The organism is Collinsella aerofaciens (assembly GCF_015558785.1).
GTDB lineage: Bacteria > Actinomycetota > Coriobacteriia > Coriobacteriales > Coriobacteriaceae > Collinsella > Collinsella aerofaciens_P.
This window is the reverse complement of record NZ_JADMOP010000009.1, coordinates 1-20,029: the sequence shown is the minus strand read 5'-3', so window position 1 is coordinate 20,029 and position 20,029 is coordinate 1. Positions and strand designations below refer to the sequence as shown.

Annotated in this window: 25 protein-coding genes and 1 pseudogene; all 26 read left to right on the top strand. The window is 60.9% G+C overall.

Translation table 11 applies throughout. The annotated features are described in order from the left end of the window. Positions 1 to 43 precede the first annotated feature (43 nt). The 26 genes and pseudogenes from I2G40_RS05595 to I2G40_RS05470 all read left to right on the top strand — a co-directional run bounded on the left by I2G40_RS05595 (position 44) and on the right by I2G40_RS05470 (position 19,823). Entirely contained in the window at positions 44 to 280 is a 237-nt protein-coding gene (locus I2G40_RS05595; protein ID WP_006235019.1) for an acyl carrier protein, read from the top strand. Between the two features lie 2 nt (positions 281 to 282). After that, complete coding sequence (fabK, locus tag I2G40_RS05590) at positions 283 to 1,227, top strand: enoyl-[acyl-carrier-protein] reductase FabK (protein WP_006235020.1); 945 nt, start codon at positions 283 to 285, stop codon at positions 1,225 to 1,227. Further along, positions 1,215 to 2,141, top strand: a complete 927-nt coding sequence (locus I2G40_RS05585) for an ACP S-malonyltransferase (protein WP_138113093.1) — start codon at positions 1,215 to 1,217, stop codon at positions 2,139 to 2,141. The genes fabK and I2G40_RS05585 overlap by 13 nt, the downstream gene beginning before the upstream one ends. A gap of 30 nt (positions 2,142 to 2,171) precedes the next feature. Then, on the top strand, positions 2,172 to 2,945 hold the full coding sequence (fabG, locus tag I2G40_RS05580; RefSeq protein WP_195544439.1) for a 3-oxoacyl-[acyl-carrier-protein] reductase: 774 nt from the start codon (positions 2,172 to 2,174) through the stop codon (positions 2,943 to 2,945). A gap of 39 nt (positions 2,946 to 2,984) precedes the next feature. After that, a complete protein-coding gene (gene fabF, locus I2G40_RS05575) occupies positions 2,985 to 4,232 on the top strand; it encodes a beta-ketoacyl-ACP synthase II (protein ID WP_055309395.1) in 1,248 nt (415 codons plus the stop codon). Between the two features lie 3 nt (positions 4,233 to 4,235). Further along, positions 4,236 to 4,709, top strand: coding sequence for an acetyl-CoA carboxylase biotin carboxyl carrier protein (gene accB / locus I2G40_RS05570; protein ID WP_022094191.1), 474 nt, complete (start codon positions 4,236 to 4,238; stop codon positions 4,707 to 4,709). 9 nt (positions 4,710 to 4,718) lie between these two features. Further along, the gene (gene fabZ, locus I2G40_RS05565; protein ID WP_022094192.1) at positions 4,719 to 5,141 is read left to right on the top strand and encodes a 3-hydroxyacyl-ACP dehydratase FabZ; all 423 of its coding nucleotides are present in this window, start codon (positions 4,719 to 4,721) and stop codon (positions 5,139 to 5,141) included. 10 nt (positions 5,142 to 5,151) lie between these two features. Further along, positions 5,152 to 6,495, top strand: coding sequence for an acetyl-CoA carboxylase biotin carboxylase subunit (locus I2G40_RS05560; RefSeq protein ID WP_195232309.1), 1,344 nt, complete (start codon positions 5,152 to 5,154; stop codon positions 6,493 to 6,495). Further along, entirely contained in the window at positions 6,482 to 8,206 is a 1,725-nt protein-coding gene (gene accD, locus I2G40_RS05555; RefSeq protein WP_195544438.1) for an acetyl-CoA carboxylase, carboxyltransferase subunit beta, read from the top strand. Before I2G40_RS05560 ends, accD begins: the two co-directional genes overlap by 14 nt. A 40-nt stretch (positions 8,207 to 8,246) precedes the next feature. Beyond that, the gene (locus I2G40_RS05550) at positions 8,247 to 9,461 is read left to right on the top strand and encodes a PTS transporter subunit EIIC (RefSeq protein ID WP_195544437.1); all 1,215 of its coding nucleotides are present in this window, start codon (positions 8,247 to 8,249) and stop codon (positions 9,459 to 9,461) included. A 150-nt stretch (positions 9,462 to 9,611) separates the two neighbouring features. Then, positions 9,612 to 10,766, top strand: a complete 1,155-nt coding sequence (locus I2G40_RS05545) for a cation diffusion facilitator family transporter (protein ID WP_229090674.1) — start codon at positions 9,612 to 9,614, stop codon at positions 10,764 to 10,766. 39 nt (positions 10,767 to 10,805) lie between these two features. Continuing rightward, positions 10,806 to 11,426: a histidine phosphatase family protein gene (locus I2G40_RS05540; RefSeq protein WP_195544435.1), complete on the top strand. Its 621-nt coding sequence runs from the start codon at positions 10,806 to 10,808 to the stop codon at positions 11,424 to 11,426. Between the two features lie 448 nt (positions 11,427 to 11,874). Continuing rightward, positions 11,875 to 12,495 carry a 50S ribosomal protein L3 gene (gene rplC, locus I2G40_RS05535; RefSeq protein ID WP_035137484.1) on the top strand — a complete coding sequence of 207 codons (621 nt, stop codon included), beginning with the start codon at positions 11,875 to 11,877 and terminating at the stop codon, positions 12,493 to 12,495. 46 nt (positions 12,496 to 12,541) lie between these two features. Beyond that, positions 12,542 to 13,168, top strand: a complete 627-nt coding sequence (rplD, locus tag I2G40_RS05530) for a 50S ribosomal protein L4 (protein ID WP_006235032.1) — start codon at positions 12,542 to 12,544, stop codon at positions 13,166 to 13,168. Beyond that, on the top strand, positions 13,169 to 13,456 hold the full coding sequence (gene rplW, locus I2G40_RS05525; RefSeq protein ID WP_022094197.1) for a 50S ribosomal protein L23: 288 nt from the start codon (positions 13,169 to 13,171) through the stop codon (positions 13,454 to 13,456). A 179-nt stretch (positions 13,457 to 13,635) separates the two neighbouring features. Further along, on the top strand, positions 13,636 to 14,466 hold the full coding sequence (gene rplB, locus I2G40_RS05520; protein WP_022094198.1) for a 50S ribosomal protein L2: 831 nt from the start codon (positions 13,636 to 13,638) through the stop codon (positions 14,464 to 14,466). A 32-nt stretch (positions 14,467 to 14,498) separates the two neighbouring features. Then, complete coding sequence (gene rpsS / locus I2G40_RS05515) at positions 14,499 to 14,759, top strand: 30S ribosomal protein S19 (RefSeq protein WP_006235035.1); 261 nt, start codon at positions 14,499 to 14,501, stop codon at positions 14,757 to 14,759. Between the two features lie 14 nt (positions 14,760 to 14,773). Continuing rightward, on the top strand, positions 14,774 to 15,145 hold the full coding sequence (rplV, locus tag I2G40_RS05510) for a 50S ribosomal protein L22 (RefSeq protein ID WP_006235036.1): 372 nt from the start codon (positions 14,774 to 14,776) through the stop codon (positions 15,143 to 15,145). 6 nt (positions 15,146 to 15,151) lie between these two features. Continuing rightward, complete coding sequence (rpsC, locus tag I2G40_RS05505) at positions 15,152 to 15,862, top strand: 30S ribosomal protein S3 (RefSeq protein ID WP_195544434.1); 711 nt, start codon at positions 15,152 to 15,154, stop codon at positions 15,860 to 15,862. Next, positions 15,862 to 16,278: pseudogene (gene rplP, locus I2G40_RS05500) on the top strand (50S ribosomal protein L16); the annotation flags it as partial. The gene rpsC and the pseudogene rplP, both read left to right, overlap by 1 nt. 86 nt (positions 16,279 to 16,364) lie before the next feature. Beyond that, on the top strand, positions 16,365 to 16,580 hold the full coding sequence (gene rpmC, locus I2G40_RS05495; protein WP_006235039.1) for a 50S ribosomal protein L29: 216 nt from the start codon (positions 16,365 to 16,367) through the stop codon (positions 16,578 to 16,580). Between the two features lie 16 nt (positions 16,581 to 16,596). Beyond that, a complete protein-coding gene (gene rpsQ, locus I2G40_RS05490) occupies positions 16,597 to 16,857 on the top strand; it encodes a 30S ribosomal protein S17 (RefSeq protein ID WP_006235040.1) in 261 nt (86 codons plus the stop codon). Between the two features lie 118 nt (positions 16,858 to 16,975). Next, a complete protein-coding gene (gene rplN / locus I2G40_RS05485; RefSeq protein ID WP_006235041.1) occupies positions 16,976 to 17,344 on the top strand; it encodes a 50S ribosomal protein L14 in 369 nt (122 codons plus the stop codon). A 13-nt stretch (positions 17,345 to 17,357) separates the two neighbouring features. Beyond that, positions 17,358 to 17,663, top strand: coding sequence for a 50S ribosomal protein L24 (rplX, locus tag I2G40_RS05480; protein WP_195544433.1), 306 nt, complete (start codon positions 17,358 to 17,360; stop codon positions 17,661 to 17,663). A 330-nt stretch (positions 17,664 to 17,993) separates the two neighbouring features. Continuing rightward, positions 17,994 to 19,073, top strand: coding sequence for a Gfo/Idh/MocA family protein (locus tag I2G40_RS05475; RefSeq protein WP_195544432.1), 1,080 nt, complete (start codon positions 17,994 to 17,996; stop codon positions 19,071 to 19,073). Between the two features lie 3 nt (positions 19,074 to 19,076). Next, complete coding sequence (locus tag I2G40_RS05470) at positions 19,077 to 19,823, top strand: DeoR/GlpR family DNA-binding transcription regulator (protein WP_117743067.1); 747 nt, start codon at positions 19,077 to 19,079, stop codon at positions 19,821 to 19,823. Positions 19,824 to 20,029: the final 206 nt, after the last annotated feature.

Here is a 20,029-nt window from a genome sequence, read left to right as displayed (position 1 = left end):
ATAGGAAAAAACGCCCCTAGGGCACAAACAAAGGAGAACTACCATGGCAGATCAGAAGACCTTCGAGCGCGTTTGCGACGTTATCCGCGAGACCGCCGGTCTTGACGATGTCGAGATGAAGCCCGAGTCCACGCTCGAGGAGATTGGTCTCGACAGCCTGGGCACCGTCGAGATCCTCGTCGCCGTCGAGGACGAGTTTGGCATCCAGCTCGATACCGAGGAGAACCCCAAGACGGTCGGCGAGTTCGCCGATACGGTCGAGGCGGCATTGGAGAAGTAGAGATGCTCAAGACTCCTCTCTGCGATCTGCTCGGCATCGAAAAGCCCGTGTTCCAGGGCGGTATGGCCTGGATTGCCGATGCCTCGCTGGCGTCCGCAGTGTCCGAGGCGGGTGGCTTAGGCATCATCGCGGCCATGAACGCCGACGCCAACTGGCTTCGCGACCAGATTCATGAGCTGCGCGCCAAGACGGATAAGCCCTTTGGCGTCAACGTCATGCTCATGAGCCCGTTTGCCGACGAGGTCGCGCAGGTCGTGATTGACGAGCGAGTGCCGGTCGTCGTGACGGGCGCCGGCAATCCCGCCAAGTACATGAAGGCGTGGAACGAGGCGGGCATCAAGGTCATCCCGGTCGTTGCCTCGGTGGCGCTGGCGCGTCTCGTGGCGCGTCGCGGGGCCACGGCGGTTGTTGCCGAGGGTACCGAATCGGGCGGCCATATTGGCGAGACCTCGACGATGGCACTGGTGCCGCAGGTCGTCGATGCGGTCGACATTCCCGTTGTGGCCGCCGGCGGTATTGCCGACGGCCGCGGCGTGGCGGCCGCCTTTATGCTGGGCGCCGAAGGCGTGCAAGTGGGTACGCGCTTTCTGGTCGCAGACGAGTGCACCGTCTCGGAGCAGTACAAAGAGATGGTCCTGAAGGCCAACGACACTTCGACGCGTGCGACCGGTCGCTCGACGGGACATCCAGTGCGCGCCCTCAAGAGCCCCTTCACCAACGCCTATGCCAAGAGCGAGGGTTCCGGCGCGAGTGCCGAGGAGCTCGGTGCTATGGGAACCGGTGCGCTGCGTAAGGCCGCCAAGGACGGCAACTACGAAGAGGGTTCGTTTTTGTGTGGACAGATTGCCGGCATGGTCAACGAGCGCCAGAGCGCACGCGAAATCGTTGACGACCTGGTCGATGGCGCCGAGCACGTCCTGAAGGGTGCGTGCGCATGGGTGGCGTAGCGTTTTTGTTTGCCGGCCAGGGTGCCCAGCACCCCGCGATGGGCGTCGACTTGATCGAGACATCGCCGGCGGCTGCCGAGGTGTTCGCCATTGCCGATGAGGTGCGCCCGGGGACGAGCGAGCAGTGCCGGAGCGCCTCCAAGGAGGAGCTCTCGCAGACCGAGAACACGCAGCCTTGCGTGTTCGTGCACGACCTGGCAGCGGCTGCCGCCCTGCGTGAGCGCGGCGTGGTACCTGCCGCCTGTGCGGGATTCTCGCTGGGCGAGGTCGCCGCGCTCACCTTTGCGGGGGCGTTCGATACGCGAGCGGGCTTTGAGCTCGTGTGCGAGCGCGCGGCGCTGATGGCCGCGGCTGCCGAGCGCCATCCGGGCGGCATGCGCGCCGTCATCAAGCTCGATGCGGCGCAAGTCGAGGGCCTGGCAAAACAGGCCGGCGAGGACTGCTGGCCAGTCAACTACAACAGCCCACAGCAGACGGTTGTGGCCGGAGCGCCCGAGGCGCTGCAGGAGCTCGACGTCCTAGTAAAAGAGGCTGGCGGCCGCGCCATGAAGGTCGCGGTGTCGGGTGCATTTCATAGCCCCTATATGGCCGAGGCGACCTGTGGCCTTGCCGCATATATTGAGGCCGGTCACGCGCCGTCCCCGTTGCTCATTCCTGTTTTGGCAAATATGACAGCGGCGCCCTATCCGGCGGATCCCCAGACGGCATCGGATGTCTTGGCCAATCAGGTGAGCCATGCCGTACGCTGGGTCGATACGCTGCATGCTCTGCAGGATCAAGGCATCGACACATTTATTGAGGTCGGCCCCGGCAAAACGCTGTCCGGCCTGGTCAAGCGTACGCTGAGCGACGTTCGTGTGTATTCGTGCGAGACGGCCGAGCAGGTCGCAGCTATTGCCGACGAGCTCGCATAGTCCACAGGGCTGTAACCCGAAAGGAATGACATGGGCAACTTGAACAATGGCGCGCTCGAGCGCAACGACTCACGTCGCGTGGCACTGGTCACGGGCGGCTCGCGGGGTATCGGCCGCGCCTGCGCTATCGGTCTGGCGGAGGATGGCTACGATATCGCCGTCGTCTATGCCGGCAGCGTCGATGCGGCGCGCGAGACGTGCGACGCCTGCGAGGCGGCTGGCGCCACGGCGCGCTCATATCAATGCGACGTGGCCGACCCCGCTGCCGTCAACGCGTGCGTGGAAGCGGTCCTCAACGACTTTGACTCCATTTGGGCGCTCGTCAACAACGCTGGCATCACCCGCGATGGCCTGCTCATGCGCATGGGCGATGACGCCTTCGATCGCGTGCTCGATGTCAACCTTAAAGGAACGTTTAACACGACGCGCGCGCTCACCAAGACCTTTATGCGCCAGCGCGGCGGCTGCGTCGTCAACATGAGCTCGGTTGTGGGCCTGATGGGCAATGCCGGGCAGGCCAACTACGCTGCCTCCAAGGCGGGCCTGATCGGCCTGACCAAGGCGGTGGCGCGCGAGCTTGCGCCCCGCGGTGTACGAGTGAACGCGGTCGCCCCCGGGTTTGTCGAGACAGATATGACGGCAAAGCTTTCGGAAAAGGTTCGTGCGGCAACCGAGGAGCAGATTCCCCTTAAGCGCATGGCGCGCCCCGAGGAAGTGGCCGGCGTGGTGCGCTTTTTGGCGAGCGATGCGGCTTCCTACATTACGGGCGAGGTTGTACGCGTTGACGGCGGAATGGCGATGTAGAAATCAGGGCCGAAGAACGGCTTGGATGAGGAGACCATGATGGAACAGAGAGTTGCAATCACCGGCATAGGTGCCGTATCGCCGCTCGGCAACACCGCGCTTGCCACCTGGGCGGCAATGTGCGCTGGCACGTGCGGCATCGGCCCGATTACGCACTTCGATACCGATGCATTTGCCGTCAAGGTGGCGGCCGAGGTCAAGGGCTTTGACGGCAACGAGTACTTTGGCAAGCGTGACGCCAAGCATCTGGACCCCTGCGTTCAGTTTGCGATGGCGGCTTCGGACGAGGCAATGCACGATGCGGGCTTTGATGTCGAAGGCGCCATCGATCGCGAGCGCCTGGGCGTCTACGTGGGCTCGGGCGTGGGCGGCATGACGACGCTCGTCGATAACGTCCATACGATTGCCGACCGTGGGCCCCGCCGCGCATCGCCTTACATGATCGCGATGATGATCCCCAACATGGCATCGGGCAACATCGCAATCCGTCACAAAGCAAAGGGGCCGACCCTGCCCGTGGTGACCGCGTGCGCCACCTCGGCCCATGCGGTGGGCGAGGCGTTCCGCGCCATCAAGCACGGCTATGCCGACGCGATCCTCGCGGGCGGCGCCGAGGCTGCAATTATCCCCGATGCCGTTGCGGGCTTTACGTCCTGCCGCGCATTGACCACCAACCCCGATCCCGCGACGGCCTGCCGTCCGTTCGATGCAGACCGCGACGGCTTTGTGATGGGCGAGGGCGCCTGCGTGCTCGTGCTCGAGAGCATGGAACATGCGCAGACGCGCGGTGCGCACATTTATGCCGAGGTCGTGGGCTACGGCAACACCGATGATGCCTATCACATCACGAGCCCTGATCCCGAGGCTGCCGGCATTGCCCGCGCGATATCGCTGGCGGTGACCGAGGGCGACGTCAAGCCATCCGAGGGTCTCTACATCAATGCCCACGGCACATCGACCAAGCTCAACGATTCGTCCGAGACGGCGGGCATTAAGCGTGCGCTCGGCGAGGACGCGGCGCGCGCCGCGCACGTCTCGTCGACTAAGTCGATGACCGGCCACATGATCGGTGCCACGGGCGCCATCGAGGTCATGGCCTGCGCCATGGCGCTCGAGCAGGGCGTGGTGCCGCCGACCATTAACTACCGCACGCCCGATCCCGCCTGCGATCTTGACTACACGCCCAATCGCGCAGTTCGCGCCGACCTTACCTGGGCGCTTTCGACCAACCTAGGCTTTGGCGGGCACAACGCCGCCATCGCGCTGCGTAGATATACGAGGAGCTAGAGCATGGATTCCAAAAGACTTGCCGAGATAGCCGATGTTATGGAGGACCGCGGCCTCACGCGCGTACGCGTTGAGGAGCCCGATGGCACCGCGGTCGAACTCGAGCGCGCGAGCGCCGCACAGCCGGTTGCCGTGCCCATGCCCATGCCGAGCGCTATGGCCGCTCCAGTTGCAGCTCCCACAGTCGCGCCTGCCGCACCGGAGCCCGCCGCGCAGACACCTGCCGCCGCACCGGAGCCCAAGGGCACCGAGGTGACCGCTCCCATGGTCGGTGTTTTCTATGCTGCCCCGGCGCCGGGCGACGAGCCGTTTGTGCACGTGGGCTCTAAGGTCAAGGCCGGCGAGACCCTCTGCATCATCGAGGCCATGAAGGTTCTCAACGAGGTGACGGCCGAGGCAGACGGCGAGGTGCTCGAGATCTGCGTGGCCGACGGCGACCTCGTGGAGTTTGGCAGCTGCCTCATGAGAATCGGATAGGTGATATCCATGAACAAAGAAGAGCTCAAGAAGCTGTTGCCGCATCGCGAGCCGATGCTTTTGCTCGACGAAGCCGAGCTGGTGGGCGACGAGGCCCACGGCAAGATCACGATTACGGGTGACGAGTACTTTTTGCAGGGGCATTTTCCGGGAAACCCGGTGGTCCCCGGCGTGATTCAGTGCGAGATGCTCGCCCAAAACTGTTGCGTGCTGCTGATGGGCGATGAGGAAGCGCGCGGCGCGACGCCGTTCTACACGAGTCTGGACAAGGTGCGCTTTAAGCGTCCGGTGCGCCCGGGCGACACGGTTGATCTGGTGTGCACCATCACGCGTGCGCGCGGGCCGTTCCGCTTTGCGACGGGTACTGCGAGCGTCAACGGTGAGGTTTGCTGCCGCGCCGATATGTCTTTTGCACTCATGCACGAAAGTTAAGGAAGGCTTCATGTTCGACAAAGTGCTCATCGCCAACCGCGGCGAAGTCGCGGTCCGTGTTATCCGCGCGTGCCGCGATATGGGCATCAAGACCGTCGCCGTCTACTCCACGGCCGATGCGGACGCGCTGCACGTGCAGCTTGCCGACGAGGCGTATTGCATCGGCGGCCCGCGTCTTGCCGAGAGCTACCTCAACGACGATGCTGTGCTCACCTGTGCCGTGAAGTCGGGAGCTAAGGCAATTCATCCCGGCTATGGCTTTTTCTCCGAGAAGGCGAGCTTCGTGCGCGACTGCGACAAGTATGGCCTGGCGTTTGTTGGTCCTTCGGCCAAGGTGATCGACAGCATGGGCGACAAGGACGCCGCACGTCGAACGGCTGCCGCGGCGGGCGTGCCCATCGTGCCGGGCTGCGATTTGCTCAAAAGTCCCGAGGAGGCAACGGCCGAGGCTGAGCGCATTGGCTGCCCCGTGCTTATTAAGGCGCGTGCGGGCGGCGGCGGTCGCGGTATTCGTAAGGTCGAGCGCGTGGAAGATGCGGCAAAGGCCTTTATTGAAGCACGAGCCGAGGGCGAGGCCGTTTTTGGCGACGGCGAGTGCTACATGGAGAAGTTCGTCGCGCCGGCGCATCACGTTGAGGTACAGATTATGGCCGATAAGCAGGGCCATGTGTTTTCGCTCGGCGAGCGCGAGTGCTCGGTGCAGCGGCGCAACCAAAAGCTAATCGAGGAGAGCCCCGCGCCGTGCCTCGACGGACACGACGACATTCGTGCTCGCATGCACAAGGCAGCGCGTGACCTGGCTCGTGCCGTCGGCTACGAAGGAGCCGGTACCATCGAGTTCCTGTATTCGGACGACGGCAATTTCTACTTTATGGAAATGAACACGCGCTTACAGGTGGAGCATCCGGTTACGGAGTTTGTGACCGATACCGACTTGGTCAAGTGGCAGCTGCGCGTGGCGGCCGGCCAGCCTCTGCCCTTTGAGCAGGAGGACATGCCGGTCCGCAACCATGCTATGGAGTGCCGCATCAATGCCGAAACGCCGGACTTTCTGCCGTCATGCGGAACGGTCACCGCGTTGCGTGTGCCGGGTGGTCCGCGCGTGCGCTGGGATTCCGCCATGTTTGCCGGTGCGAAAGTTCCGCCGTACTACGACTCCATGCTCGGCAAGCTCATCGTGTGTGCGCCCACGCGTGACGGCGCCATTCGCAAGATGCGCTCGGCCCTGGGCGAGCTCGTGATTGAGGGCGTGAGCGAAAACAGCGAGCTTCAGCTCGACGTGCTGGCAAACGACGAGTTCTTGTCGGGCATGTATCACACCGATCTAATGGGGCATCTCTATGCTGATGAATAGAAAAGCGAAGACGGTCAACGTCCTCGAGGGACCGATGACCGAATCGTGCGCCGAGTTTCCCGCGCGCCACGTGTTTATCAAGTGCCCGGAGTGCCGCCGCGTGATCGATGAGGCGCGCCTGCACGACAACCTCGAGGTCTGCCCTCGTTGCGGCAAACACTTTCGCGTGAGCGGGCGCGACCGCATGCGCATGACGATTGACGAGGGCACGTTTGAGGAATGGGATGCCAGTCTGGCGCCGGAGGACTTCCTTTCGTTTCCCGGCTATGCCGACAAGCTCAAGAGCGTGAGCGAACGTTCGGGCGAGCGCGATGCCGTTGTGTGCGGCAAGGGCAAAATCTGCGGTTGCGATACGGCGCTCTTCTTTATGGACGCCAACTTTATGATGGGCTCGATGGGTTCCGTGGTGGGCGAGAAGATCTGCCGCACATTTGAGCGTGCGACCGAGCTGGGACTGCCGGTCGTTGGCTTTACCGTATCGGGTGGCGCCCGCATGCAGGAGGGCGTGACCTCGCTCATGCAGATGGCCAAAATCTCTGCGGCGGTTAGGCGCCATAGCGAGGCGGGCGGCCTGTATATCACGGTGCTCACTGACCCCACGACCGGAGGCGTAACCGCGAGCTTTGCCATGGAGGGCGATATTATCCTGGCCGAGCCCGATGCCCTGACGGCATTTGCCGGCCCGCGCGTGATCGAGCAGAACATGCACAAGCGCCTGCCCAAGGGATTCCAGCGCTCCGAGTTTTTGCTGGAGCACGGCTTTTGCGATGCCGTTGTTCCGCGTGGCGAGATTGCGCTCACGGTAGGCGAGCTGCTGGCGCTGCACGAAGGGCACGCGCCCGGCCTGGGGGCACCGCATGAGATCGTGCATACGGGTCGCCGCGGCAAAAAGCTGGGACACTTGTTCAAGCGCTCGGCCGCACCAAAAACCGCGCTCGAGATTGTCAAACAGACCCGCTCGGCAGATCGCGCCACGGCAGGCGAGATGATCTCGCTGGGCCTGGATGGATTTGTGGAGCTGCACGGCGACCGCTACTTTGGCGACGACGCTGCTGTGGTGGCTGGCATTGGCTGGAAAGACGGACGCCCCGTAACGGTCATCGCCATCGAGCGCGGCACCACGACCAAAGAGCGCATGCGTCGCAACTTTGGTATGGCACATCCCGAGGGCTACCGCAAAGCGCGTCGCCTGATGCGCCAGGCCGAAAAGTTTGGTCGACCGGTTCTGTGCCTGGTCGATACTTCGGGCGCGTTTTGCGGCATCGGTGCCGAGGAACGCGGCCAGGGTGAGGCGATTGCTCAGAACCTCATGGAGATGAGCGGCCTTAAGACGCCGATTGTCTCGGTGGTGACAGGCGAGGGCGGCTCTGGTGGCGCGCTGGCGCTGTCCGTGGCCGACCGCATCCTGATGCTCTCGAGCTCGGCCTATTCGGTCGTGAGCCCCGAGGCCTGTGCGTCGATCCTGTGGAAGGATACCGAGCGCGCGAATGAGGCCGCCGAGGCGCTTAAGCTCACGGCCCCCGATCTGCTGGCGCTCGGCATCATTGACGGCATTGTTGACGATAAGGGCCTGTCGCATGAGGAGATCGCCGGTGCCGTCATGTCCTCGGCATTTGATGCCTTCGATGCGCTTGGGCAGCTCGACGACGCGACCCTCACAAACCTCCGCTACGAAAAGTACCGCGCAATCGGTCAGTACCGCACGATGTGACAAAGGGGCAGCCCGCATGTCACATTGGGAAAGGCGTTCCATGTCACAAGTTTCTAACACCACGTTTGCAACGACGGTTTCATCAAACGCCATGGCCGTGGTGGACTATCTGTCCAAAAGCATGATGTCGGCGTTGCCGTTTATTGTCTGCGCGGCGTTGTTCCGCACCGTCGCCGTCATTATGGGCGAAGGCATGCTGGGCCTGTGGTCTGCCGATTCCGAAATCTATCGCCTGTTCTACAGTTGGCTCTATAACGCCGGCTACTACTTTTTGCCCATCTATCTTGGTTGGGCGGCCGCCCGCCAGCTCGGTTGCTCGGAGCAGCTGGGTATGATGCTGGGCGGCGTATTGATTGCGCCCGATCTGCTCAAGCTCGTCGATGCCGCATCGACGACGGGGGCATCGATGACTTCCGTGTATGGTCTGCTTCCCGCGCCGGTCAACGATTACACGACGACTGTTATTCCGGTTCTCATCTCGGTGCCCGTGCTATGGCGAGTGGAGTGTTTCTTTAAGCGCGTTATCCCTAAGGCCGTGGCGTTTTCGTTCGTTCCGTTTGCAACCATGCTTGTCATGGTTCCGGTTTCGCTGTGCATTACGGCGCCGGCGGGCAGCTATCTGGGCATGCTGTTGGGCCAGCTTATGTTTATGCTTGGCAATTCCGGTGGCATCGTGTCGCTGCTCACGCTCATGGGGCTTGCCGCGGGTTGGGAGTTTCTTAAGATTGCAGGCGTCAGCAACGTTGTCCTATCGCTTGCCTATGCTCAGTTTATGAGTGTGGGAACGGATTCGTGCATCCTGATCGCCGCGACGATGGCGACGTTCGCCGTTTGGGGCATGCCCTTTGGCGCGTCGCTCCGCGTTGCGGATAAGGACGAGAAGGCACTCATGCTGGGCTATTCAATCTCGGGTATTCTTGGCGGCGTAAGCGAGCCGGCGCTGTACGGTTGCGGCTTTAAATATGGCAGGTGCCTGACGTACATGGCCATTGGCGGCGCCGTCGGAGGCCTTGTTGCGGCCGTGGGCCACGTTACGGCCTATACCATCGGCATGACGAATGTCCTTATGGTCATTGGCTTTGCCACGGGCGGCATCTCGAACCTGCTGTGGTGCTGCGTTGCCGGCGGTGTGGCATTTGCGGTGTCTGCGGCGCTGAGCTACTGCTTTGGCGTGGTGCCGGCGCAGGGACAGGCGGCAGAAGACGGGGCCGATTCACCCGAAACAGTGGCGAGCGCTGCTGAAGTAAGCGCATAAACCTGTGCGACAAAAGGACGATTCTTTTGTCATGCTCCAAGGCCGTGGCCCGTGCGGGCTGCGGCCTCTTTGTATCTGGGAGACAAAGTGGCTACACTACAATCCGTTTGAGCAATAGATATATAGGTAGTACCGTGGGGGCGGATGCAGATGGTCGAGTGGATAGTTAAGCGCGCGCAGGGCGATCGTGCGCGTGTGGGCACGTTAGCGGGCATGGTGTGTATTGTCGCCAATGTGGCGCTTTGTGCTGCGAAGGGCGCAATCGGTGTGGTTTCGGGATCGGTTTCGATTGTGGCGGATGCCATGAACAACCTGTCCGATGCCAGCTCGAATATCGTGAGCGTGCTGGGCTTTAAGCTGGCGAGCAAGCCCGCCGACCCCGAGCATCCATACGGCCATGGTCGCTACGAGTACCTCTCGGGTCTTGTCGTGGCGGCGCTCGTGCTTCTCATTGGCCTTGAACTGGTGAAGTCCTCGTTTGAGCGTATCATCCACCCCGAACCTGTCGAGTTCTCGCTTGCCCTGGTGGCAGTCCTGGCGCTTTCGATGGTTGTTAAGCTGTGGATGGCGGCGCTCAACCAAAAGCTCGGCGACCGTATCGAGTCCGAGACACTGCATGCGACTGCCCAGGATTCCAAGAACGATGTTCTTGCCACAGGCGCCGTGCTGGCATGTGCAATTGTTTCGCAGGTGACGCACATCAATCTTGACGCATGGGTTGGCCTTGCCGTTGGCGCCTATATTGGCTGGAGCGGCTTTGAACTTATTCAAGATACGGTGAGCCCGCTTTTGGGTCAGTCGCCCGATCCTAAGCTGGTCAAGCACATTCGAGACAAGATCATGAGCTATCCCGGCGTTTTGGGAGTTCACGATTTGATGGTTCACGACTACGGCCCGGGCAGGAAGTTCGCAAGCGCTCACGCCGAGATGGCAGCCGAGGCCAGCCCGCTGGAAAGTCACGACACGCTCGATAACATCGAGCAGTCGTTTAGGAACGAAGACGGCATGATTGTCACACTTCACTACGACCCCATCGTGACCGACGATCCAAAGGTGGCGAGCATGCGCTTGCGCATCAACGCTATGGCTCAAGAGATCGATAGCCGCCTTTCGATTCATGATTTGCGCTGTGTGCCGGGCCCCACGCACACCAACGTGATCTTTGACTGCGTGCGTCCCTCGGATCTGCAGATGAGTGCCGAAGACTTAAAGCACGCGCTGGCGAAACGTGTCGAATCCGAATATCCCAAGTCGATTGCCAAGATCACGATCGACGAAGACTATGTAGGCCATACCCACGAGTAGAGCCGCGCCGATAAAGCTAGTTATATAGAAGGGGAGAGCATGAAGCGTCTATATCTACTCCGCCACGGCCAGACAGAATTCAACGTTAAAAAGCTCGTCCAGGGTCGCTGCGATTCACCGCTCACCGATCTGGGCCGTCATCAGGCACAGACAGCAGCCGCATGGCTAAAGGCCCACGGCGTTGTCCCCGACAAAGTAGTCTCGTCGCCTTTGGGTCGAGCCATGGACACAGCTCAGCTCGTCGCAACCGAACTCCTCGGCGCAGACGCAGCAGCCGAGCCCTGCAAAGGCATCATCGAGCGCTGCTACGGCACCTTCGAGGAAGGCCCGCACGACGCGCTGCCCACCGACGTCTGGGATCCGGGCGAGGACCTGGTCCCCTTCGGAGTAGAAGGAAGCCGCGCGCTGCAAGAGCGCATGGTAGACACCCTCACCAATATCATGGGCGCCGAGGGCATAGAAACCCTCCTAGCAGTAAGCCACGGCAGCGCCAGTCGCCAATTCATCAAGGCTGCAGCCCCAGAGGGCTTCGAGCTCCCAGCAAAACTCCCCAACTGCGCCATCATGGTCTTCGATTTTGACGATACGCGAGAAGAGGACGATACGCCCCAATGCAAGTTCACCTTGCAACAAATTGTGGATCCCCAACAAAGTAATTAGCTGAGCGAGCAGAGTTAAGCAGACATCAACGTGTCGTCTCCCGAGCTTGGCAGAGGGGCGGCGAAATATATTAAGTTTGTCGCGAGTTCCGCACGCAAAGGAAAGCACTTAATGTGCTTTCCGTCTTGCGCAGGACTGTAGAGCAGCAAACTTAATATATTTCGCCGCCCCTCTGCCAAGCCCAGGCGACTCCACGCACTTTACCTGCGTAAACAATGTGAGTGAAATATGAATCTCGATGGATACGCCCGCAGCCGTGTATACTAAACAGCTGTGTGAAACCAGGGGAGTATTCTGGCTGGACAAAATGCCTGCTTAATAGGGTTGTCAGGTAGTCCGGACGCAATACAAGGCTGGGGAGCACGTCGTATAAGTAGTGGTCCTCTAGGGGCGTACGCTCGGTGGTGTACGCATTGTCCCAAGACCACGCGAGAGTTGGGATCATATCTTGATCAGCATGATTCTCGGCCGCAAGATTGGCATGACCCAGGTTTGGGACGAGGACGACAACGTCGTTCCCGTCACGGTCATCCAGGCTGGCCCCTGCGCTGTCTCGCAGGTTAAAACTCAGGCAACCGACGGCTATGACGCCGTCCAGATCGGTTTCGGCGACATCAAGGCCAAGAACGTGAACAAGCCCATGGCTGGTCACTTCGCCAAGGCTGGCGTCGAGCCTGTTCGCTTCCTTCGTGAGGTCCGCGTCGAGAACGGCGAGGAGCACAAGGTCGGCGAGGTCGTCACCGTCGCTGATTTCGCTGATGTCGAGAAGGTCGACGTCATCGGTACCTCCAAGGGTAAGGGCTTCCAGGGTCGCATCAAGCGCTGGGGTCAGCGCCGCGGTCCTATGACGCATGGTTCTCACTTCCAGCGTCACCCCGGTTCTATCGGTCAGTGCGCCTATCCTGCGCGCGTCCTCAAGGGCGTCAAGATGGCCGGTCACATGGGTAACGAGCGCGTTACCGTCAAGAACCTTTCCGTTGTCCGCATCGATGCCGAGCAGAACCTCATCTTGGTCAAGGGCGCTGTCCCGGGTGCCAAGAATGGTCTCGTCGCCATCCGTATGGCCTAAGGGCCCAGCCCATTTAGCCCAGCGTCATACCAAGGAGAACACTTAAATGGCAAAGTTTGAAGTAAAGAACAGCGAGGGCAAGAAGGTCGCCGAGGCCGAGCTCGCCGCTGAGGTGTACGGCATCGAGCCGAACATCCACGTTATGCACCACATCGTCAAGTGCCAGATGGCCTCTTGGCGTCAGGGCACCCAGTCCGCTAAGGGCCGCTCTGAGGTTTCCGGTGGCGGCAAGAAGCCTTGGCGTCAGAAGGGCACCGGCCGTGCCCGCCAGGGTTCCATCCGTGCTGCCCAGTGGCGTCACGGTGGCGTTGTCTTCGCCCCCAAGCCCCGTTCCTACGCTAAGCGTATGAACAACAAGGAGGTCAAGCTGGCTATGCGCTCCGCGCTGTCCGCCAAGCTGGCCGATGGCGAGCTCGTGCTCGTCGACGACTACGGCTTCGAGAAGCCTTCCACCAAGGCTGCCGTCGCCATGCTCAAGGCTCTCGGCCTTGAGGGCAAGCGTCTGACCATCATCGTTCGCGATGAGGACGTCAACGCCTACCTGTCGTTCCGCAACATTCCCAAGACGTTCATCATCACCGCTGACGAGGCCAACACCTACGATCTCGTCAACAACAACGCCGTGCTGATGCCCGCCGACATCGCCGCTCACTTCGGGGAGGTGCTTGCATAAATGACCGCCCACGAGATCATCATCCGTCCGATCGTGTCCGAGCGTTCCTTCTCCGGCATGGAGCTGAACAAGTACACGTTCGAGGTCGCCAAGGATGCTAACAAGTATCAGATCAAGGACGCTGTCGAGGAGATCTTCGGCGTCAAGGTCGTTCGCGTGAACACCCTGACGGTCAAGCCCAAGACCAAGCGCGTGCGCTATGTCGCCGGCAAGACCCGTTCTTGGAAGAAGGCCATCGTCACGCTGGCCGAGGGCGACACCATCGAGGTCTTTGGCAACCAGGCCTAAGACTCGCTGCTGTTTAGTGAGCTCATGCCTCCCAAAAAGGGGAGGCGAGAGCTCAAGGTTTTGGGCGTATAAAATGGACACGCCCGGAACCGTGTATACGTCCGGTGTCATCGCACCCGAGGCAGAACCTCGAATCCCTGTCTGCGATGGCTAACGGATTCCTATTGAAAGGGATTGTAATGGCTGTAAAGCACCTTAAGCCGACCTCCGCTGGTAGGCGTTGGCAGACGATCTCCGACTTCTCCGAGATCACCTGCACCAAGCCCGAGAAGTCTCTTCTCGAGCCCCTGCCCAAGAAGGCCGGTCGTAACAACAACGGCCGCATCACCACCCGCCACCAGGGCGGCGGCGTGAAGCGTCGTTACCGCGTGATCGACTTCAAGCGCAACAAGGACGGCGTGCCCGCCAAGGTTGCCACGATCGAGTACGATCCGAACCGTTCCGCTCGCATCGCTCTGCTGCACTACGCTGACGGTGAGAAGCGCTACATCCTGGCCCCCAAGGGCCTCGAGGTCGGTCAGACCATCATGTCCGGTTCTGACGCCGACATCAAGCCGGGCAACGCTCTGCCCCTCGCCGACATCCCCGTCGGTACGCTCATCCACGCCGTCGAGTTCCAGCCGGGCAAGGGCGCTGCTATCGCCCGTTCCGCCGGTAACTCCTGCCAGCTGATGGGTAAGGAGGGCAAGTACGCTATCGTCCGTATGCCTTCCTCCGAGATGCGCCGCATCCTCGTTACCTGCCGCGCCACCGTCGGTGAGGTCGGCAACGCCGATCACTCCAACATCGTCATCGGCAAGGCCGGCCGTAAGCGTCACATGAACGTGCGCCCGACCGTCCGCGGTACCGTCATGAACCCTGTCGACCACCCGCACGGCGGTGGCGAGGGCAAGAACCACACCTCTGGTCGTCCCTCCGTTACCCCCTGGGGTAAGCCGACGAAGGGCCTTCGTACGCGCAAGAAGAAGAAGGTCTCGAACCAGCACATCATTCGTCGCCGTAAGAAGTAATTTCGGATACCGAGTTTTAGGAGAAAGCACTTATGAGCAGAAGTCTCAAAAAGGGCCCGTTCGTGGAGACTCGCCTTCTCTCGCGTATCACCGCGATGAACGAGGCTGGCAAGAAGGACGTCGTGAAGACCTGGTCCCGCGCGTCCACCATCTTCCCCGAGATGGTTGGTCACACCATCGCCGTCCACGACGGCCGCAAGCATGTGCCCGTGTATGTTACCGAGTCCATGGTTGGTCACAAGCTCGGCGAGTTCGCGCCGACTCGTACGTTCCGTGGCCACAAGGCCAAATAGGGGGTTAACCGTAAATGGCAACTAAGTCTATTGAAACTGAGGCCACCGAGGTTCGCGCTGTCGCTAAGTACGTGCGTGTTTCCCCCAGCAAGGCCCGCCTGGTGGTCGATCTGATCCGCCGCAAGCCTGTCGCTCAGGCCTTCGACATCCTCCACTTCTGCGACCGCGCCGTCGCCGTGGATGTCGAGAAGGTTCTCCGTTCCGCCGTTGCGAACGCCGAGAACAACAACGGTCTGCGTGCCGACAACCTGGTTGTCGCCGCTGCCTATGTTGACGAGGGTCCGACGCTTAAGCGCATCCGTCCCCGCGCCAAGGGTTCCGCTTCTCGCATTCTGAAGCGTACTTCCCACATCACCGTCGTCGTTGCTCCTCGAAAGGAGGCGTAAAGCTGTATGGGTCAGAAAGTCTACCCCACCGGCTTCCGTCTTGGCATCACCGAGAACTGGCGCTCCCGCTGGTTCGCAGAGAAGGATTACGCTAAGACCCTCGGTAACGATCTCGAGATCCGCAGGTACCTCGAGAAGCGTCTTTCCCGCGCAGCTGTCTCCCGCGTCGAGATCGAGCGCGCTGGCGACAAGGTGAAGGTCATCATCCTCACCGCTCGCCCCGGCGTTGTCATCGGTAAGAAGGGTGCCGAGATCGATACCCTCCGCACCGAGCTCGAGAAGGTCGCTGGCGTCTCCAAGGGCCAGCTCTCCGTCGACGTTGTCGAGATCAAGCGCCCCGAGCTCGACGCCAACCTCGTTGCTCAGTCTATCGCCGAGCAGCTCGAGGGCCGCGTTGCCTTCCGTCGCGCTATGCGCAAGGCTGTCCAGTCCGCCCGCAAGGCCGGCGCTAAGGGCATCCGTATCCAGTGCTCCGGTCGTCTCGGCGGCGCCGAGATGGGCCGTCGTGAGTGGTACCGCGAGGGTCGCGTGCCTCTGCACACCCTCCGTGCCAAGATCGACTACGGCACGGCTGTCGCCAGCACCACCATGGGCGCTTGCGGCGTGAAGGTCTGGATCTACCTGGGCGAGAAGCTCCCGGGCCAGCCTGTTCCCAACCCTGCACTCGAGGGCTCTTCCCGTCCTCGTCGTCGTAACTCCGAGAGGAGGGGTCAGTAGTGCTTGCCCCTAAGCGTATTCTTCACCGCAAGGTGCAGCGTGGCTCCATGAAGGGCCAGGCCAAGGGTAATACCGAGCTGCATTTCGGCGAGTTTGGTATCCAGGCTCTCGAGGCCCATTGGATCACCAACCGTCAGATCGAGGCCGCTCGTATTGCCATGACCCGCTACATGAAGCGTGGCGGTCGTGTCTACATCACGATTTTCCCCGATAAGCCCATCACCAAGAAGCCTGCCGAGACTCGCATGGGTTCTGGTAAGGGTAACCCCGAGGAGTGGGTGGCCGTCGTCAAGCCCGGCCGCATCATGTTCGAGGTCAAGGGCGTGCCCGAGGAGGTCGCTCGCGAGGCTCTGCGTCTTGCACAGCACAAGCTTCCCATCAAGACCAAGATTGTTGCTGCTAAGAACGCTGAGCAGCGCATCGAGAAGGAGATGGCTGAGGAGGCCGCTCTCGAGGCCAAGTGGGCTGCTGAGGACGCCGCCGCCGCCAAGGAGGAGAACTAATGAAGCCCGCAGAGATTCGTGAGCTCTCGGACGCTCAGCTCGTTGAGAAGCTGAAGGAAATGCGCGCCGAGCTCTTTAACCTTCGTTTCCAGATGGCCACCAGCCAGCTGGACAACACCGCTCGCGTCAACACCGTGAAGAAGGACATCGCTCGCGTCCTCACGGAGCAGCGCGCCCGCGAGATCGCAGCGGAGAAGTCCGCTGTCGCCGAGTAGGACCTAAGGAGAGAACATGACTGATTCGCGTAACTCGCGTAAGGTCCGTACGGGTGTCGTTACCTCCGTCTCCGGTGCCAAGACCATTGTTGTCACCATCACCGAGCGCAAGCGTCACCCCAAGTACGGCAAGATGATGACCAGCTCCAAGAAGCTGCACGCTCACGACGAGGAGTGCACGGCTGGCGTGGGCGACACCGTCCGCGTTATGGAGACCCGTCCTATGTCCAAGATGAAGCGTTGGCGCCTCATCGAGGTCGTCGAGCGCGCTAAATAAGCAGTCGCTCATACGACTTGTACGTTTCCGAAGATGTGCGTATGCCTGGCTTGCATACCACGGGCCGTATAAAGGCTGCGCACCTCTCTTCGGTTCTTAGTTCGGAGGAACATCTACCATGATTCAGATGCAAACCATGCTGAACGTCGCCGACAACTCCGGCGCTCGCAAGATTCGCTGCATCAAGGTGCTTGGCGGTTCCAAGCGTCGTTATGCAGGCATCGGCGATGTGTTCATCGGTGCTGTCCAGGAGGCTACCCCTGGCGCCAACGTCAAGAAGAAGGACGTTGTCCGTTGCGTCGTCGTTCGCACCGTTAAGGAGATCCGCCGCAAGGATGGCTCCTACATTCGCTTTGATGAGAACGCCTGCGTTGTCATCAACAACGATGGTTCGCCCGTCGGCACCCGTATCTTCGGGCCTGTCGCTCGCGAGCTTCGTGACAAGAAGTACATGAAGATCGTCTCGCTCGCTCCCGAGACCCTGTAGTTAGGGGAGATATATGTATATCAAGAAGGGCGATAAGGTCCAGGTTCTCTCTGGTAAGGATCGCGGCAAGCAGGGCGTTGTCCTGCGTGCTCTCCCTGCAGAGAACAAGGTCGTTGTCGAGGGCGTTTCGGTCGTCAAGAAGGCCGTCAAGCCCAACGCTGCCAACCAGCAGGGCGGCATCGTTTCGCAGGAGGCCCCCATCGACGCCTCCAACGTCAATCTCGTTTGCCCCGAGTGCGGTAAGGTTACCCGCGTCGGTCACGAGAAGGACGGCAAGAACAAGCTGCGCGTCTGCAAGAAGTGCGGCTACAAGTTCTAAGCTGCCCGCAACATCAAGTTGCTAGCAAAGGCCCGGATGCCCCACGGCACCCGGGCCTTTTTCTATTCCTACTCATTGGGGACAGACTTAAATGAGTACCCTAACTGGGTAAGCATAAATGAGCGGGTCGTGCTGTATAAATTGCTTGTGTGCGCGTTTATGCGCGTTAGATTGCGTTTAATTACGCACCTATGCGTATATATGCGCGGTTTACGGGGCAATAATGACCGTTTAGCGGTGAGATACGCAAAAACGCGCACAGACGCGCGTGTTTGTGCGAATATAGAGCTGTCAGAAATGCAAGACGTTCTATGACACAGGAGACACATAATGGCAGATTCCAAGCAGGCTCCACTCGACGCCGCGGCAGCCGCCAAAGCAGCATTTGCTTCGGTCCAGGACAAGCCGTTCCCTAACGACATCTTTACGGCTCCCGAGCTCCGTTGGGCTGTGATCGGTTGCGGCGTTATTGCCAACCAGATGGCTCAGTCCCTTGCCCTGGCCGGCCGCAAGCTTACGGGCGTTGCCAACCGCACGCTCACCAAGGCTCAGACTTTTGCCGACCAGTACGGCGTCGAGAAGGTCTATGACACGGTTGAGGATCTCTACGCCGATCCTGACATCGACGCCGTCTACATCACCACCCCGCACAACACCCATATCACCTATCTGCGCGCCGCCCTGGCGGCCGGCAAGCACGTTCTCTGCGAGAAGGCCATCACGCTCAACTCCGCCGAGCTCGATGAGGCCCGCGCCATTGCCGCCGAACACAACGTGGTCCTTATGGACGCTACCACGGTGCTCCACATGCCCTTGTATCAAGAGCTGCGCCGCCGCATGGATGCCGGCGAGTTTGGCCGCATGAACCTCGCTCAGCTCAACTTTGGTAGCTACAAGGAGTACGGCGACCTGACCAACCGTTTCTACAATCGCAACCTCGCCGGCGGTGCCATGCTCGATATTGGCGTATACGCCCTGTCCGTCATGCGCCTGTTTATGGCGAGCCAGCCCGTCGAGGTCGTGTCTCTGGGTAACACCTGCGAGACCGGCGTGGACGTTGCAGGCGGCATCGTCTGCCGCAATGCCGAGCAGCAGCTGGGCGTCGTGAGCCTTACGCTCCACTCCAAGCAGCCAAAGCGCTCGGTTATCAGCTTTGACAATTGCTATGTCGAGGTCAACGAGTATCCGCGCGCCGATCACGCGACGATCGTGTGGACCGCGGACGGTCATCGCGAGGAGGTCGCCGCGGGCACCGAGGCTTATGCCCTGTGCTACGAGATGGCTGACCTCGAGCAGGCCGTCGCCGGCGACGATTCCAAGCGTGAGCTTCTGGATTATGCTTCTGATGTGATGGAGCTCATGACCAAGCTCCGCGCCGATTGGGGAGTCGTCTACCCCGAGGAGGAGTAAGCGATGCTTGCGGAAGATAGGCTCAATACGATCGTGTCGATGGTGCAGCAGGCTGGCTCGGTAACGGTGCCCGAGCTTGCCGATGCCCTGGGCGTGACGGCCTCTACCATTCGACGCGACCTACAGACGCTCGACCGAGCGCACCGCATCGCCAAGGTGCACGGTGGCGCGACAAGTCTTGAGCGCGCGCACGTGACGCGCGACCTAACGATCAGTGAGCGCAGTGATCTCCATAACGACGACAAGGAGCGTATCTGCGCCCGCGCCGCGGCGCTCGTGGAGCCCGAGAGCTTTGTGTACATCGATTCGGGTTCGACAACGCTCAGACTCATCGAGCATCTTCCGCATCTCGAATCGGTCACCTATGTGACTGATTCCGTGCTCCATGCTCAGCATCTCGCTGTGCGCGGCATGCGCACCGTGGTGCTGGGCGGCGAGCTTAAACCCGAGACCGAGGCGCTCGTTGGCCCCGATGCTCTGGCAACCCTAGACCGCTACAACTTTAACTGCGGCTTTTGGGGTTCTAACGGCATTGCCGCCGAGCAGGGCTTTACGACGCCCGATATCGAGGAAGCGCAGGTCAAGCGTATCTCGATGCGCCATACAGCCAAACGCTTCGTAATCTCGGACGCCAGTAAGTTTGGCATGGTGGCTCCCGTAAAATTCGCGGACTTCCGTGACGCAACGGTTATCACCGCGGGCGAGGTGCCCGCCAAGTACCAGACGATGGAAAACGTCATCACGGTTTAGCAACGGGGCGAAGTAAGGCCAAAACCACCACAAAGGTGCCTGTCCCCATTGTGGTGGTTAGCAACGGAAACCGAGTAGTTTTCTCAATAGAAAAGCGACAACGTCCATCACGGGCGTTGCCGCTTTCGTTTCAAGACTTTAGTCCGCTGGCCGCGCAGCGGCCAGCTTTAAACCACCCGCTACGCGGGTGGAGACAAACGGCTTTA

Excerpts from the sequence above, each read along its gene's own strand:
- I2G40_RS05470 (WP_117743067.1), top strand. The coding sequence starts at position 19,077 with ATGCTTGCGGAAGATAGGCTCAATACGATCGTGTCGATGGTGCAGCAG.
- accD (WP_195544438.1), top strand. The coding sequence starts at position 6,482 with ATGCTGATGAATAGAAAAGCGAAGACGGTCAACGTCCTCGAGGGACCG.
- fabK (WP_006235020.1), top strand. The coding sequence starts at position 283 with ATGCTCAAGACTCCTCTCTGCGATCTGCTCGGCATCGAAAAGCCCGTG.
- I2G40_RS05550 (WP_195544437.1), top strand. The coding sequence starts at position 8,247 with ATGTCACAAGTTTCTAACACCACGTTTGCAACGACGGTTTCATCAAAC.
- fabZ (WP_022094192.1), top strand. The coding sequence starts at position 4,719 with ATGAACAAAGAAGAGCTCAAGAAGCTGTTGCCGCATCGCGAGCCGATG.
- rpsQ (WP_006235040.1), top strand. The coding sequence starts at position 16,597 with ATGACTGATTCGCGTAACTCGCGTAAGGTCCGTACGGGTGTCGTTACC.
- I2G40_RS05595 (WP_006235019.1), top strand. The coding sequence starts at position 44 with ATGGCAGATCAGAAGACCTTCGAGCGCGTTTGCGACGTTATCCGCGAG.
- I2G40_RS05475 (WP_195544432.1), top strand. The coding sequence starts at position 17,994 with ATGGCAGATTCCAAGCAGGCTCCACTCGACGCCGCGGCAGCCGCCAAA.
- rplW (WP_022094197.1), top strand. The coding sequence starts at position 13,169 with ATGACCGCCCACGAGATCATCATCCGTCCGATCGTGTCCGAGCGTTCC.
- rplX (WP_195544433.1), top strand. The coding sequence starts at position 17,358 with ATGTATATCAAGAAGGGCGATAAGGTCCAGGTTCTCTCTGGTAAGGAT.
- fabF (WP_055309395.1), top strand. The coding sequence starts at position 2,985 with ATGGAACAGAGAGTTGCAATCACCGGCATAGGTGCCGTATCGCCGCTC.
- rplV (WP_006235036.1), top strand. The coding sequence starts at position 14,774 with ATGGCAACTAAGTCTATTGAAACTGAGGCCACCGAGGTTCGCGCTGTC.
- rpsS (WP_006235035.1), top strand. The coding sequence starts at position 14,499 with ATGAGCAGAAGTCTCAAAAAGGGCCCGTTCGTGGAGACTCGCCTTCTC.
- I2G40_RS05585 (WP_138113093.1), top strand. The coding sequence starts at position 1,215 with ATGGGTGGCGTAGCGTTTTTGTTTGCCGGCCAGGGTGCCCAGCACCCC.
- rplD (WP_006235032.1), top strand. The coding sequence starts at position 12,542 with ATGGCAAAGTTTGAAGTAAAGAACAGCGAGGGCAAGAAGGTCGCCGAG.
- rpsC (WP_195544434.1), top strand. The coding sequence starts at position 15,152 with ATGGGTCAGAAAGTCTACCCCACCGGCTTCCGTCTTGGCATCACCGAG.
- I2G40_RS05545 (WP_229090674.1), top strand. The coding sequence starts at position 9,612 with ATGGTCGAGTGGATAGTTAAGCGCGCGCAGGGCGATCGTGCGCGTGTG.
- rplN (WP_006235041.1), top strand. The coding sequence starts at position 16,976 with ATGATTCAGATGCAAACCATGCTGAACGTCGCCGACAACTCCGGCGCT.
- rplB (WP_022094198.1), top strand. The coding sequence starts at position 13,636 with ATGGCTGTAAAGCACCTTAAGCCGACCTCCGCTGGTAGGCGTTGGCAG.
- rpmC (WP_006235039.1), top strand. The coding sequence starts at position 16,365 with ATGAAGCCCGCAGAGATTCGTGAGCTCTCGGACGCTCAGCTCGTTGAG.
- I2G40_RS05560 (WP_195232309.1), top strand. The coding sequence starts at position 5,152 with ATGTTCGACAAAGTGCTCATCGCCAACCGCGGCGAAGTCGCGGTCCGT.
- accB (WP_022094191.1), top strand. The coding sequence starts at position 4,236 with ATGGATTCCAAAAGACTTGCCGAGATAGCCGATGTTATGGAGGACCGC.
- fabG (WP_195544439.1), top strand. The coding sequence starts at position 2,172 with ATGGGCAACTTGAACAATGGCGCGCTCGAGCGCAACGACTCACGTCGC.
- I2G40_RS05540 (WP_195544435.1), top strand. The coding sequence starts at position 10,806 with ATGAAGCGTCTATATCTACTCCGCCACGGCCAGACAGAATTCAACGTT.